A 13986-nucleotide genomic window follows, 5' to 3' on the forward strand; every position below is an offset into this window, starting at 1 on the left:
TTAGTCTGTTCTCTCTAAAAATTCAATTCGATTCCCAAAGGGATCTTCTACATAGAACCGGATGGCTCCTTCCAATGGCTCATCTTCTCTGATGCTAATGTGGTGATTCAATAATGCCTTTTTTAATTCCGATAGACACTTTACAAGAAAAGCTGGATGGGCTTTCTTTGCAGCTTGGAAATGATCCTGTATTCCAATGTGAAGCTGATGATGACCGCATTGAAACCAGACACCTCCACGTTTAGCTAGATTACTAGGCTTGGGTATTTCCTCCATTCCTAAAATTCCGCCAAAAAACAAACGTGCTTTCTCTTCACTACCTTTTGGGGCAGCTAATTGAACATGATCGATTCCAACAAAATTTGACATAATCCTCTCTTCCTTTCTTTTCTCAATTGGTTTTTCTATGAAGTGTTTCTTAAGTTTTTGTGATACTGAGCAAATTTGCTTGGGTATTTTTGTTCTTTGCTTCATTGGTGGGCTTGATACTTGGAGTCTTTCCGTGAGGTGTTTCATACGATGTAGAGTTTGATTGATTTCATCTAAATGACAGTGCAAAATTTTTTTCAAAAACAGAACTCCCATTGTAATGAAAGTTCTGTCCATCTAAGTGTCTCTTGTAATGACATTTGAAACCAAGACATATCATGTGTAGTGATTCATTTTGGTGAAACTTGTCGTAAATTGTTTCATGTGAAACATTTATCGTTAATTCCCTTCTACCAGCCTGCCAAAGCTTTCGGGTGAAAGTCCCGGTGACACGCGAACACGGTGCAAGGACATCATCCCCTGTTCCTTCTTCGCATGTCCTGGTTCAGTGGTGACAGCCATTTGATAACCGGCTTGCTTCGCCAGCTTTAGCGTGTCTTCGTTATAGCGCCCGACAGGATAGCTGACCATTCTCGTACGCTGAGAAAAACGTTGATCAAAGAATGCCTTTGACCCTTTTAATTCCTCTTTCTGCTGCTTCTTTGATAAACGATTGAGCTCTAAATGATGAATGGTATGACTCTCAATTGATAGCCCATTTGCTATCATTTCATCCATTTGTTCATCCGTTAAGTGGTTCGGACGGCCAATGGATTGCTCAATCATGAAAATCGTTGCCTTCATTCCATACTGCTTTAAAATCGGAAATGCCTTTGTATAGTTATCGGTATATCCATCATCGAATGTAATAAGGACACACTTTTCACTTGGCTTCGTATTTGTTGTGAAGACGCGGTACGCTTCTTCTGGCGACAGCGTGACATAGTCGTTGTCCTTCAGCCATTTCATATGAGCCGCAAACTCGCTCTTTGGTACACGAAGCGAGTTACCGCTGGAGATGCTGTGATACATCAAAATCGGAAGCTCTACTGGTTCCTTTTGCTTAATCCAGTTTTGTGTATCTATCTCTGCCTCTTTTTTCTGCTGAATCTGTTTTGTTTCTTTTGCTTGTAATTGACCCTTTTCCTCTTTGACTACTTGCTGGTTTCCTTCCGTTTGCTCCTTCGTTCCCATACAACCCGAAATGAGCAGCGCCACAAGACCAACCGTCATCAACATACATGTTTTTTTCATTCACCAATCCTGCTTTCTCTCTATCTATCGAATGATTATAACAGAAATTGGTTACTACCTGATATCTATTTTGACAGGGTGTTCATTTTTTTACACATTTCAATCATTTCGATGGCAAGCAGATGAATGGTCTCTGTTGTGAGCATTTGATCTTCTGCATGTATCAGCAGTAAAGAAAAGGGAAGCTGCTCACCTGCCGCCTCTTTTTGGATCAGCGACAAGTGCAGGTTGTGGATGCTTCGAAACGCTTCCTCCCCTTTTTCAATCAACTGCTGTGCTTTTTCAAAATCATCAGCTCTTGCTAGACGAATCGCTTCAACATAATGACTTCTTGCCTCGCCTGCATGAGCAATGATTTGAAAGGCTGCTCCCTGCATTTCCTCTAATACCGTCATCTGCTTCTCCTCCAATTACTTAAGATTCATTTGCTAGTTTCAGAGCATGCTCTAGTATTTTTTCTCCGTTCGCTGTTCCGTATAATCTCACATTGATGACATCAACAGGTATTTGGTAAGGTGCCGCTGTTTTTTCTGCTGCCTTTTTCATAAAGCTTACTTGCGGTCCAAGTAAAATCACCTGCACATCTTCTCCATGCTCTTCTAATTCATCCGCAATAGCCCCTTCAGGTATGGCGTATATCTCATAATCCAGCCCCTTCGCTTCTGCGGCTGCCTTCATTTTGGACACTACAATGGATGTCGACATTCCTGCGGCACAAGCGAGAATGATTCGTTTCATATCCCAACACTCCTATCGATAGTTGACTTCTGTTTGGATCTTCAGTTCCCTTGTTTTAATTAATGTCTGGTACCAATACGCTGATGCCTTCAACTGACGATTCCGTTCATTTTCCAGCTGGATTTCGACTAATCCGTAGCGATTTTTAAAGGCATTCATCGGCGATACATTATCCGTAAAAGCCCACAGCATATATCCCGTGCAATTTGAGCCTTCTGCTTTCGCTTGAAGTGCCCGTTTCAAATGCTGGCTGATAAATGAAATGCGATACTGGTCATCAATGATACCGTCTTCTTTTTTAAACCGTTCTTCCTTTTCTACGCCCATGCCGTTTTCGGCCACAAACCACTCAATATTTCCGTATTCTTCTTTAATTCTCATGCCCATATCATAGACAATGTCCGGGTAAATTTCCCATCCTCTGAATGGATTCATTTTTCTTCCTGGAAGCTCAAACATATCGTAATAATAAGACGGGTGAAATGGTGTCATCTCATTCCACGCCTTACTCGGTGCTTTGACACGATGCGGATAGTATAAGTTGAGCCCAACGACATCAACCGTATGATTCTTGATGACCTGAAGCTCTTCCTCTGTCGCATCGAAAAGAATCTCATGCTTTTTTAACACATCAAGCAGTTCTTCTGGATACTCTCCTTTGATGGAGGGATCTAAGAACATTCGATTGAAAAACAAATCATATATCCGTGCCGCTTCTTGATCATGCGGAGCAGAGGATCTTGCATACGTCACTTCTGGATTGAGAATCACCCCAATTTTTGCACCTGTTGATTCCTTCAATCCCATCTCCCGAAACAGCTTCACTACTTTTGCTGTTGCCAGCGCTTTATGATAGTTCCACTGCATCCATTTCTTCGTATTTTGCTCAAAGGGATAACGTATAGCATCTAGGTACACGCGTGTTTGGACAACAATCGGTTCATTAAAGCTAAACCAATGCTTGACCCTGTCTCCATATCGCTCAAACACCTTTTCCGCATAGAGAACAAACAGCTCGACGACATGCTTTGATGACCATCCGTCGTACTTTTCAAGCAGCACGGCTGGAAGCTCATAATGCTCTAAGCAAAACATCGGCTCTACACCTGCTGCGATTAATTCATTGATCAAATCATCAATGTAACGGGCATATGCTTCATCCACAATCCCCTTCTCGTAATCGATGAGAAACCTCGACCAATTGATCGATGTCCTATAATGAGTCAGACCGATTTCTTTCATGAGAGCTACATCTTCTGGATAGCGCTCGTAAAAGTTCGTCGCACCAGCCGGGCCATATCCTTCGTGCCAAACGTGATACCCGTTCTTATACCATAAATCGATGTACGAGTCCTGATGCGCTTGCTTTCCCTTCCATCCCTCCGTTTGCCAAGCAGAGGCCGCAGCACCTAGGATAAAATCTCTTGGAATCTCGATTCTGTTCATGTCGCCACCTTCCCTTTCCTCGTTTGAACGTGAAGTCCTTCCCAAATTCCTTGCAAATACATAGCCTTCACAATTGCCCCCATATCGAGACTTCCTGCCCTTTTTTCGTATATTTACGGTCAAGTGAAATGGGATCATAACCACCTACATTGCATATTCATTCATGCCTCTCCTTTTATTCTGAATCTGGTGCCGCTTCTGGTTTGCGGTTAGACAAGAGGACAAATGGCAAATAGATGAAGACTGCGACCACAATACAGATGAGCTGTGTGATGACAGCCCCCATGCTGCCAGCGGTGGACAGCCATGCATTCACAATCGGTGGTGTCGTCCACGGCACCATCACGACGGCTTTTCCAGCAAACCCTGTAGCTGTCGCAATGTAACCAATCGTTCCTGTCACAAGTGGTGTGACGATAAATGGAATTGCCATCACAGGGTTTAACATGACGGGCAAGCCAAAAATAACGGGTTCATTGATGTTGAAGAGGCCCGGCCCAGATGAGAGCTTGGCAATACTTCGCATCTCTTCCCTTCTTCCAGCAATAAAAATCGCAATCAAAAGCCCAATGGTCACACCTGAACCACCGATGCTCATATACACATCCCAAAATGGCATCGTGATGATATTCGGAATCTCTTTTCCTTCTTGAAATGCTGTCATATTCACTGCAATTGATCCTAATAAGAGCGGCTCCCGGATCGGTTTGATCATCTGGTTGCCATGGATGCCGATCACCCAGAAGAATTGCGCCACAAACATCAACGTTAAAATCCCCGGTAGACCCTGTACGACACTTTCTAGCGGGCGTTGCACCACGTTATACACTGCTTCATGCAAATAAATGCCTGTCAAACGGTGAAATGCAAAGCCGAATGAACTAATGATCGTAATCGTAATGATCGAAGGAAAAAGTGATGAAAAAGATGTTGCCACATTCGATGGAACAGAATCTGGCATCTTGATTTGCAGCCATTTCACCTTGGTCAGCTTACAAAAAATTTCCACAGATACGATCGCAATGATCATCCCTAAAAATAAGCTTTTTGGATCGGAAAATTGCCTTGCCAGTACATCTACAACCTCACGCATAGATCCATCCACTTCAAGTAGAAGTGTCGTTGGAATAACAGATATAAATGAAATCAATGCCATCAGCCCTGGGAACAGGGACTTGTGCCCGTTGATTTTCCCAAGCTCTATCCCGATGAGGAACACAGCCCCAATCGTTAAAAAGTTCAGCGTGGCATAATTGATTGCCTTCATAATTGGCTGAAGCTCCGCTAAAAATCTGAACATCTCAAAATGAGCAAGCCCTGTTTCCGGGCTCATGATCATATTTGCCACCAATACAGCAAAAGCCCCTGTAATGATGATTGGCATCAGTGTGACAAATGCCTGTTTAATCGCCATAATATACTTCTGATTCGTGATGCGATAAGCCACATTCCCCATGACGTCTGCCGCTTTCTCCTTGAAGCTCATGATCTGTCTCCCCCTTTGCAAAAACTCGTGATCATCCTCCTTTTTGATGTTATTTTAAAAACGCTTTCATTAACATCTAATCTTTTTCCTCACAGATGCGGAAATGGGTGTCCCGTTTTTTCATTCGGATGCTCCAATACTTGAAGCGCCGCCGTCAGTTCCTCAAATGAAGCGGCCTTGATGAGTTGCTCCACCACTTCCTTGCGCTCTGTCAGCCGTACAAGAAATTGATAAAGTGATTGCAATTCTTTTTGATACGTCTTCTGGATACTTAACAAACAAACGACTTGTACCCGATTTTCACCCCACAGCACCGGTTTTTTCAACGTACAGATCGCACAAAACGTGTCATCTGTTGCCGGCTTCATCGGATGAGGAATCGCAACCAAATGACCGAACGATGTCGGTGACACTTGCTCTCTTTCCAGCAATAATTGTTCAAACTCTTCTGGGATGCGATCCTGTTCCTTGAGCACGTTTACGAAAAATTGCAGTACCTCTTCCCTTGATTGAAGGTCTTGCTGAAAAAATGTCAGCGCCGGACTCACATACCGCAAAACCCCTGTATCCTGCGCGCCCTGAACAAACCGTTTCAGCCGCACAATATCATCGTCACTTAGAATGGTATGTACATCAATCACTGGTACCGGCAACGTGTTCTGAAGCGGAATGGTACTAATAATAAAATCAATGCTTCTCAAATCATACGAAGGAATTTCCCTAACACTTGCAGTGCCAGCGATCTCTAGCCCTCCGCTAAAAGCCGCTGTCAGTTTATGAAGAAGGAGCTGACTGCTGGCGACACCCGTCGCACATACAATCAGACATCTCTTTCTCACATGCTGTGATTTTGTCCGCTCGATTGCAGCACCGATATGAAGCGCCAAATACCCAATCTCATCCTCATGAATCTCAATTCCCTCTTTTTCTCTCAGCCATCTACCCATATAGACGCCAGCTTCAAATGCAATGGGATAATGCCTTTTAATGTCCGTTAAATAAGGGTTACGAATGTTCATACCGTACCTAAAACGATGAATAGCGGAACGTAAATGAAGACTTAATCCAACGATTAATTCTTTATCAAATTGAATATCAAGTGACATGTGCTCCTCTACATAAGCAAGCAGTTGGTGGATGAAGCGAAAGTGATCTTCGTCTAGAAGATGACATAGCGTATGACCGGTATCTCCGTATGCCATCATTTTCGCTCCCATCAAGTGAATCGCAATATACGCCATTTCAGATAATGGAAAATCAATCGCTAGGACATGCCGAATATCCTCTGCCATTTGTTGAGCTACTTGGAAAACAGGCTGCACTTGAATCTCTTTTAATTCCGTTTCTGGCATCATGACCAGTTTTTTCTCTTCAATTCGTTTGCATGCAATGGCGATGTGGGTGACTAAATTACTTAAACCGATTTCTGACAGATGAAGTCCGCTTACTTTTGTACGTGAACGCACGATATCCTGAATCAATTGATACGTTTCTTCAGGTAACAGCGCAGGGTTCGCATGCGCTTGCTGAAACACATGCTCAGCCATACAATATCTTAATTTCATTTCATCCCCTGTCAGCCGCAGCCCATATTTAGGACGATGTGACACAGAAAGGCCATGTAATGAAAACAAATGTCTGACGGCTTTCAAATCATTTTTTACTGTCGATTCACTCACAAATAATTCCTCTGCGAGCGCGTCTAACTTAATATGGTCTTCTGACAGAAGCAGCCTTTTCAATAGATAGGCTACACGGTCCTCAGGCTGATTGGGAATGGTCTGCTCCTTTTTTTCGTTTCTTTCTCTCAACGACTTTTTCAAAAATGTACGAAAAGACCCATAATCCTCTACGGTCAATGTATACCCTGCCCCGCGTTTGATATGAAGTACGGCTCCATGTTCATCCAAAATAGATTTAAGCGCTTTCATATCTGTTCGGATCGTTCTTGATGTGACGCCAATCATGCGGGCAATTTCTTCACTAGTCAGTTCCTGTTCCGCTTGCATCAGTCGTTTCAGCAGCTCCTCCTGACGTAGAAATAGCATAGGCTCTCCTCCCTTGGCATTTACTTTTGCCTATCATCATAAACGAAAGTAGAACTCTTTGCCCAGTTTTTCTTTCAAATCGGGAACCACGATATGGCTCATTCGTATGAATAGGAAACAAGAGGAGGGATGCATCATGGGTTCTTTTATGTTTGTTGTTATTATGATATTGGCTTCTTTAGGAGCAATCATCGCCCATTTATTCACATCAAAGGATCAACGTACGTCTGCGAAGCGTTCTTCACATCACAGTTCAACAACAAGTACCTATACTGATTCTTATACTCATCACGCTTCTGATGCCTCCTGCGGGGGAGATTCCGGGGATAGTGGTGGTGGATGTGACTAAACAAAAAAACAGCCGCTCGCTGATGAGTTGGCTGTTTTTATTATTTTAAAGAGCCTTCCAGCCCCGTTCAATCAGATGTTTAACATCGAGTGCAAAATCCTCACCCTTTTCCATCACGTCCTGGGCTCTTCCGGCAAAGTTACTGGCAACAGCCAGCTCCATTTTTTTTAATTCAAAGTGCAATATTTTTTGATCAATCTCGGCGATATATTTTTCATACTCATTGTTCACGATGTCATGCATGACATGATAGGCATCTTTTCGGTGGCGATGAAAGTCGGTTCCTCTCTCACCTTTCCATGACGAATCTAGAGCAGGTTTCTTGATTTCCTTTATGTCTGACTGCGCAAGATCTTGTTCTGTTCGAATATTGCTTTTGGCTGTCTTTAACCGAGAGATCATGTCATCAAATTCTGCACGTCTGTTTTCAATTCCCATATGCAGATGGTGTAGCATCTCGGATAAACTCATGTCATCCACCTCTATCGGACCTCATACGAAAGCACAGATCAGAGCCTTGGAAACGATCGACTCACTTGATTTTTCCAAACCTGACATTTCTATCGTTTTGCTTTCATTAAGTATAGTATAAGGTGAAAAGCCTCAGTCTTAAATAGGGAAAAGGTGTCCTTTTAGTGACGTGTTTGGAAGAAAATCGGAATAACACAAGGTCGTACTTCCTGAATTATATATGGTCCCTTAGAACTATATTTCGTATCATCCCATGAAACCCATTAGAAAAATGATTGCCATTATTTTGCCGCAATCGCTTCGTCCTGTTCTTTTAAGGTTTTCACATTAGAGCGCGTGTCCTGAACATTTTTGATTAAGGCTTCTTTAAAACTTGAAACCATTTCGTTCACCTCTGCTTCGCGCGCCGTCCACTTGGTCACAAATTCAAGGCTGTTTTCACCTGCTTTATCTGCTGCTTTTTTGATCGTTAATGCTTCGACTGCTTGGGAGACTTCATCTAGTTGATCCATAACTGTTTGGTAGTTTAACTTAATTTGTCCCATCGTGATATCCTCCAGATTTGTTCAGCATGAAGGTAAGGTAGCTTATAAGCTGCTCCATGCTTTTGAGATCAAGCGTTTGGCGTCCTCTACTGCGTCTTCTCCTTTTTCAGCAAGACGTGCGGCGTCTCCTGCTAAGGAACTGGCAAAGGATAACGCAGCTTGTTCGGCTTCTAACGTACTGATTTTGAATTCGATGCGGCTCACGTAGCGTGGGTACTTGTCGTTCACAATCGTTTGCAGCGCATCATGTGCTTCATTCCGCTCTGATTTGAAATCCTGGCTTCGCTCACCTTTCCAAGAGGTCCCAAGCTTTGGCTGCTTGATTTGCTTCAGGTCTGTCTCTGCCGCATCTTGTTCACGTTCGACCTTACTTTTCGCCTTTTTCAGTCGAGCGATTTTCTCTTCGATTTCTGCTTTTTTACTTGTAATGCCACCGTTTAGGGCAGACAGCATATCCGATAAGCTCATTATGGGTTCCTCCTCCTGACAAAAAATAAAAACGCTGCTTAGAGATCCTCTAAACGAGCGTAAGGTGAATAGCACTTTTTCCAATATTGTTATTATAAGGTTCAAAGACTCATGTTTGAATAGGTATTTGTGCCTTTTTTATGGGATAAATACGCTTTCATTCTGCTTCACATTACCCCTTAAGACCTCTTTTATAAGGGGTCTTAATTCCTGATTCTTGGCTATATGCCACATATAGTTATACAGACCTAGGACAAACAAAAGCCGCCCGGTTGAGGAGCGGCTTTTGTAAACGGCTTATGAAGCTGATTCTTCTGATTCTTGTGGATTCTTAACGTACCAGATGAATTTCCCTGTGTATCCGTAAATAATAGCAAGAGCAATGGCAACAAAGCTCAACCACATAAATGGTAAATAAGAGAATGTCGATACGCCTAGAATTCCCGCCATGTAAATCCCGTTATCTGACCAAGGAACCATTCCTGACGTCAGCGTACCACCGACCTCTGAGTTTCTGGATAAAACTCGTCTGTCTAACTTTAATTTATCATAGCTCTTTTCCATAATTTTCGGTGTAAGAATTAATGATACATACATCGCACAGCCAAAGATATTGGCGAAGAATGCAACAACAAGTGTTGATAGAGTCACATTTCCTGCATTATGCAATTTCTTCTCGAATGTAGCGACGATGACTTTTAATACGCCCAAGTATTCAAGTACTCCACCGAAACCAAGTCCGAGAATAATCACCACTAGAGATCCTAACATATTGACAATACCGCCACGATTTAACAGCGTATTTAAGAAATCAACATCTGAATTAATAGAGAAACCATTATAAGCTGTACCAAGTGCATCGGCTGGATTCATTCCCTGGAATGCCATTGCCCAGACAGCACCAAGAAGTGCGCCAATAGCAATAACAGGCATTGAAGGTTTTTTCAAGACAAGTAATAGTACAACAATCAACGCCGGAATAATCATCCAAATATTAATGGTGAATGTGTCCTGCAGTGCTTGTTTCAAAAACTCTACTTTGCCTTGATCAATATTTTTTCCGCCATACATAAATCCGGTGATTGTAAACATAATGGCTGTAATAACAAAGGCAGGAATGGATAAGACCATCATCGCTCTAACATGTGCGAGCACGTCCACTTTTGAAAGTGAGGAAGCGAGCACCGTACTATCAGATAAAGGAGATAACTTATCACCAAAATAGGCTCCAGATAAAACGGCTCCAGCCACGATAGGTAATGGAATTCCCAATCCTTCACCAATTGCAATCATGGCAATACCTGCAGTTCCAACTGTCCCCCATGATGTACCTGTAGCAACAGACATAATGGAACAGATGATCAGCGTAGCTAGTAAGAAAATATTAGGATGAATAAATTCCAGTCCGTAATAAATTAATGTTGGTACCACTCCGCCGGCAATCCATGTTCCAACAAGTGCACCTACTGCAATTAAAATCAAAACAGCCTCTAAACCATTCGATATCCCTTTTGTAATGGCGTTTTGAAGGTCTTTGTATGAATGTCCTAATCGAATACCTAAAGCAATGACCATAAACCATGAGATAAACAATGCCAGTTGAATATCCAATTTGAAATAAAGAGTAAAAGATAAAACAATTGCTAAAAACAAGCCAAGTACAAACACGACTTCTAAAATAGACGGCAGACGTGGTGATTTCATTGTGTTTCCTCCCTTTGTGCGTGCGTTAAGCGTTTTCAAAATATTGTGAAAAAAGTGTGTCAATTCGAAAGAAAGTGAATTGCCTGTTTTTCTCTATTTCACAGGCAATTCTACATATTAATAAAATAAAATTTTTGATATTACTATCGCTCTAGGAGCTCTGCACCCGCAATGCCAGGCTTTGTCATCTCGAATGGATTCAAAATAATATCAAGTTCTTCTTCTGTTAACACATCATTTTGCAAGCAAAGATCTCTGATCGATTGTCCTGTTAAAATGGCTTCCCTAGCGATTCTAGCCGCGGCTTCATAGCCTAAGTGAGGGTTCACAGCAGTGATCACGCCTGCACTTTTTTCGACATATTCTTTCAAACGTATTTCATTTGCTTCAATGTCCACTAAGCAATGATCTGTGAATGAACGGAATCCGTTATTCATTATACTAATAGATTGAAGCAAGTTAAAGACCAAAACAGGCTCCATCACATTTAACTCAAGCTGACCTGCTTCAGAGGCAAGACAGATGGTGTGGTCATTCCCAATGACCTGGAATGCGATTTGGTTAATGAGCTCTGCCATGACTGGATTGACTTTCCCAGGCATAATGGATGATCCTGGCTGACGAGCTGGCAATGCAATTTCAGCAAGACCTGCACGCGGACCAGAAGCCATTAGGCGAAGGTCATTGGCAATCTTAGACATGTTCATCATGCATACTTTTAATGCAGCAGACACTTCTGTGTAAGCATCTGTATTTTGCGTTGCATCCACAAGATGCTCTGCGCCTACAAGCGGAAGACCAGAAATATCGGCTAGCTTCTTCACGACGATCTCAATATAACGAGGATCTGCATTTAGGCCTGTCCCAACAGCTGTTGCACCCATATTGACTTCATATAAATGCTGCTTTGATTGGTTGATCCGCTTAATATCACGGCTGAGCACGCGGCTGTAAGCCTCAAATTCCTGTCCTAAACGAATTGGAACAGCATCCTGTAGGTGCGTACGTCCCATTTTGATCACATGATCAAATTCTTTCGCTTTCTTTTTGAATACGTCCTGCATCGTTTGCATTGTCTCAAGCAGAATGTCTAACTGCTTCAATACAGCAATATGGATAGATGTTGGAAACGAGTCATTCGTTGATTGTGACATGTTTACATGTGTGTTTGGGCTTAAATGGATGTATTCACCCTTTTGATGTCCCATGATTTCTAGCGCTCTGTTTCCAATCACTTCATTGGCATTCATATTCATCGACGTTCCTGCGCCGCCTTGAATTGGGTCTACAATAAAGTACTCATGCAGCTTGCCTTCAATGACTTCATCAGAGGCTTGTACGATGGCATTTCCAATTCCTTCATATAAACGTCCAACTTCCATATTGGCTTGAGCTGCTGCTTTTTTCACGATGGCAAAGGCTCTAATTAGTTCCTCGTGCATGCGATATCCAGTAATCGGGAAGTTTTCTTTTGCACGAAGGGTTTGAACCCCATAATACACGTCTGCCGGAATTTCTTTTTCTCCAAGAAAATCCTTCTCATGGCGATAAGTTGCTTGAACCATCTGATATGACCTGCTTTCTATAGAATAGTTAAATCACTAAATCTTCTGCGATTGGCGTTTCCATAATCTTTTTCACTTCTCTTGGGTCTGTTGTTTTACCTAGTGCCCACATGAGTTTCGGCACGATGGCCTCTGTGTTCATGTTTCGTGAACGTGCCACTAGTTCTTGATTGATTTTACGTCCTACTTCATACACGCTCATGTCTTCTCCTTCTTCAAGACACTGAGTTGTGATGACAACAGAAATGCCTTCTTCGAGCAATTCGTTGATTTTCTCTAAAAGGTTTCTTCCTTCGAAAGGAATTCCGCCGCTGCCGTAGCTTTCGATGACGACTCCTTTGTAAACACCTTTGATTGCATCTAAGAACTCAGGCTTTAGACCTGGGTGCAATTTCAAGAGACAAACGTCAGTGTTTAAGGATGCGTCTAATTGAAGCGGTTTCATTGACGATCTTTTTACTTTGCTATTGTATTCAATTTGATGGTTTTCAATCGATGCAATATATGGATAGTTAATACTTTCAAATGCATCATAGCTTTTCGTTCTTAGTTTGATTGCGCGTGTCCCTTGAATGACTCTGCCATCAAAGACAACATACACGCCGCCTACGCCGTCACATGCAAAGCGAATCGCATCGGTGATGTTTTTCTTCGCATCTGTTTTCTTGAACGTAATCGGGATTTGTGAGCCTGTAATGACAATTGGCTTATCCGGATTTTGCAGCATATAAGATAGTGCTGCTGATGTATAGGCCATTGTATCGGTTCCATGCGTGACGACAAAGCCGTCATATTGATCATAATTTTCATAAATGGCTGTTGCGATATCCACCCAGTATTCAGGCTGCATATTTGTACTATCTATACTCATTAGGGACTTTGTGTCCATTGTGTACTCTGCATTAATTTCGTTTAAATAGCTTAAAAGGTCCTCAGCTTTAACACCTGGAGCCAAACCATTTTCACTCTCTACAGATGCAATCGTCCCACCAGTGGTTAAAAGCAATAATTTCTTCAACAGGTCCACCTCTTTCAGTAAAATTACTTCGTTTGTCACACATATTATAAGCTAGCTTGTGCTATTCTATAATATACGCTTTACGCGTACCTTCATTGCCATTATAGTCACATAACGCGAATTAATCAAGAAATTATTACGCATAACGCGTACATTCTATCACAAAATATGATATACTGTTGTTGTATATAAAGGAGCGTTCATGTAATGATACTCGATCGTTTAACCACTCTTAGAAAAAAGAAAAAATGGTCTCTCCAGCATACGGCAGATCGCCTAGGTATCGCCAAAAGCACCTATGCCGGTTACGAATCTGGGTACCGACGACCTTCGCTTGAAGCAGTGAAGCGCCTGGCTGATTTGTATGATACGTCCATTGATTTTTTACTTGGTAGAACGGACGAGCCAGAGATACAACGTAAAATCTCTGACATCAAAATTGAACTGACGGAAGCAAAAGAAGGAACCATTCTTGTAGACGGCGTTCCCCTAAATGATGAAGAAATCAAACAGCTTGTTGCCTTTATTCGGGCGAAAAACACCCTAAAAGTATAAAAAACATAGAAAAGAGAGGCCCCTATTAAT

At 42.2% G+C, this 13986-nt stretch carries 15 protein-coding genes; 2 read left to right on the forward strand and 13 right to left on the reverse strand.

Annotation, left to right across the window (positions count from 1 at the left end):
- From NSS78_RS18550 to NSS78_RS18580, 7 genes are all read right to left on the reverse strand, one after another.
- Positions 1-369 (reverse strand): glyoxalase, encoded by a 369-nt coding sequence (locus NSS78_RS18550; protein ID WP_137054507.1) that lies wholly within the window; start codon positions 367-369, stop codon positions 1-3.
- A gap of 339 nt (positions 370-708) precedes the next feature.
- Entirely contained in the window at positions 709-1563 is an 855-nt protein-coding gene (locus NSS78_RS18555) for a polysaccharide deacetylase family protein (RefSeq protein WP_212045713.1), read from the reverse strand.
- A gap of 65 nt (positions 1564-1628) precedes the next feature.
- Positions 1629-1958 (reverse strand): PTS lactose/cellobiose transporter subunit IIA, encoded by a 330-nt coding sequence (locus tag NSS78_RS18560; RefSeq protein ID WP_024423898.1) that lies wholly within the window; start codon positions 1956-1958, stop codon positions 1629-1631.
- Positions 1959-1977: 19 nt separating this feature from the next.
- The gene (locus tag NSS78_RS18565) at positions 1978-2301 is read right to left on the reverse strand and encodes a PTS sugar transporter subunit IIB (RefSeq protein ID WP_050944552.1); all 324 of its coding nucleotides are present in this window, start codon (positions 2299-2301) and stop codon (positions 1978-1980) included.
- A gap of 12 nt (positions 2302-2313) precedes the next feature.
- Entirely contained in the window at positions 2314-3747 is a 1434-nt protein-coding gene (locus tag NSS78_RS18570; RefSeq protein WP_212045714.1) for a glycoside hydrolase family 1 protein, read from the reverse strand.
- Between the two features lie 175 nt (positions 3748-3922).
- Entirely contained in the window at positions 3923-5233 is a 1311-nt protein-coding gene (locus tag NSS78_RS18575; protein WP_050944554.1) for a PTS transporter subunit EIIC, read from the reverse strand.
- Between the two features lie 89 nt (positions 5234-5322).
- The gene (locus NSS78_RS18580; RefSeq protein ID WP_212045715.1) at positions 5323-7281 is read right to left on the reverse strand and encodes a BglG family transcription antiterminator; all 1959 of its coding nucleotides are present in this window, start codon (positions 7279-7281) and stop codon (positions 5323-5325) included.
- A 136-nt stretch (positions 7282-7417) separates the two neighbouring features.
- On the opposite strand from NSS78_RS18580, the gene NSS78_RS18585 reads away from it, so the two are divergent.
- Entirely contained in the window at positions 7418-7630 is a 213-nt protein-coding gene (locus NSS78_RS18585; RefSeq protein ID WP_223251185.1) for a hypothetical protein, read from the forward strand.
- 45 nt (positions 7631-7675) lie between these two features.
- Here the strand turns inward: NSS78_RS18585 and NSS78_RS18590 are convergent, their stop codons facing one another.
- The 6 genes from NSS78_RS18590 to NSS78_RS18615 form a co-directional block, all read right to left on the reverse strand.
- Positions 7676-8101 carry a DUF5082 family protein gene (locus tag NSS78_RS18590; RefSeq protein ID WP_003214784.1) on the reverse strand — a complete coding sequence of 142 codons (426 nt, stop codon included), beginning with the start codon at positions 8099-8101 and terminating at the stop codon, positions 7676-7678.
- A 281-nt stretch (positions 8102-8382) separates the two neighbouring features.
- A complete protein-coding gene (locus NSS78_RS18595; RefSeq protein WP_050944557.1) occupies positions 8383-8646 on the reverse strand; it encodes a YwqI/YxiC family protein in 264 nt (87 codons plus the stop codon).
- A gap of 42 nt (positions 8647-8688) precedes the next feature.
- Positions 8689-9114 (reverse strand): DUF5082 family protein, encoded by a 426-nt coding sequence (locus tag NSS78_RS18600; RefSeq protein WP_050944558.1) that lies wholly within the window; start codon positions 9112-9114, stop codon positions 8689-8691.
- Positions 9115-9411: 297 nt separating this feature from the next.
- Positions 9412-10818 carry a Na+/H+ antiporter NhaC gene (nhaC, locus tag NSS78_RS18605; RefSeq protein WP_044140314.1) on the reverse strand — a complete coding sequence of 469 codons (1407 nt, stop codon included), beginning with the start codon at positions 10816-10818 and terminating at the stop codon, positions 9412-9414.
- A 143-nt stretch (positions 10819-10961) separates the two neighbouring features.
- Positions 10962-12383: an aspartate ammonia-lyase gene (aspA, locus tag NSS78_RS18610; protein WP_137054182.1), complete on the reverse strand. Its 1422-nt coding sequence runs from the start codon at positions 12381-12383 to the stop codon at positions 10962-10964.
- 28 nt (positions 12384-12411) lie between these two features.
- Complete coding sequence (locus NSS78_RS18615) at positions 12412-13401, reverse strand: asparaginase (protein ID WP_106029444.1); 990 nt, start codon at positions 13399-13401, stop codon at positions 12412-12414.
- 207 nt (positions 13402-13608) lie between these two features.
- Here NSS78_RS18615 and NSS78_RS18620 point away from each other — a divergent pair, with 207 nt between their 5' ends.
- Positions 13609-13956: a helix-turn-helix transcriptional regulator gene (locus NSS78_RS18620; protein ID WP_003214932.1), complete on the forward strand. Its 348-nt coding sequence runs from the start codon at positions 13609-13611 to the stop codon at positions 13954-13956.
- Positions 13957-13986 lie beyond the last annotated feature (30 nt).

The organism is Bacillus sp. FSL W8-0920 (assembly GCF_038593215.1).
GTDB lineage: Bacteria > Bacillota > Bacilli > Bacillales > Bacillaceae > Bacillus > Bacillus pumilus.

Excerpts from the sequence above, each read along its gene's own strand:
- NSS78_RS18550 (WP_137054507.1), bottom strand. The coding sequence starts at position 369 with ATGTCAAATTTTGTTGGAATCGATCATGTTCAATTAGCTGCCCCAAAA.
- NSS78_RS18555 (WP_212045713.1), bottom strand. The coding sequence starts at position 1,563 with ATGAAAAAAACATGTATGTTGATGACGGTTGGTCTTGTGGCGCTGCTC.
- NSS78_RS18560 (WP_024423898.1), bottom strand. The coding sequence starts at position 1,958 with ATGACGGTATTAGAGGAAATGCAGGGAGCAGCCTTTCAAATCATTGCT.
- NSS78_RS18565 (WP_050944552.1), bottom strand. The coding sequence starts at position 2,301 with ATGAAACGAATCATTCTCGCTTGTGCCGCAGGAATGTCGACATCCATT.
- NSS78_RS18570 (WP_212045714.1), bottom strand. The coding sequence starts at position 3,747 with ATGAACAGAATCGAGATTCCAAGAGATTTTATCCTAGGTGCTGCGGCC.
- NSS78_RS18575 (WP_050944554.1), bottom strand. The coding sequence starts at position 5,233 with ATGAGCTTCAAGGAGAAAGCGGCAGACGTCATGGGGAATGTGGCTTAT.
- NSS78_RS18580 (WP_212045715.1), bottom strand. The coding sequence starts at position 7,281 with ATGCTATTTCTACGTCAGGAGGAGCTGCTGAAACGACTGATGCAAGCG.
- NSS78_RS18585 (WP_223251185.1), top strand. The coding sequence starts at position 7,418 with ATGGGTTCTTTTATGTTTGTTGTTATTATGATATTGGCTTCTTTAGGA.
- NSS78_RS18590 (WP_003214784.1), bottom strand. The coding sequence starts at position 8,101 with ATGAGTTTATCCGAGATGCTACACCATCTGCATATGGGAATTGAAAAC.
- NSS78_RS18595 (WP_050944557.1), bottom strand. The coding sequence starts at position 8,646 with ATGGGACAAATTAAGTTAAACTACCAAACAGTTATGGATCAACTAGAT.
- NSS78_RS18600 (WP_050944558.1), bottom strand. The coding sequence starts at position 9,114 with ATGAGCTTATCGGATATGCTGTCTGCCCTAAACGGTGGCATTACAAGT.
- nhaC (WP_044140314.1), bottom strand. The coding sequence starts at position 10,818 with ATGAAATCACCACGTCTGCCGTCTATTTTAGAAGTCGTGTTTGTACTT.
- aspA (WP_137054182.1), bottom strand. The coding sequence starts at position 12,383 with ATGGTTCAAGCAACTTATCGCCATGAGAAGGATTTTCTTGGAGAAAAA.
- NSS78_RS18620 (WP_003214932.1), top strand. The coding sequence starts at position 13,609 with ATGATACTCGATCGTTTAACCACTCTTAGAAAAAAGAAAAAATGGTCT.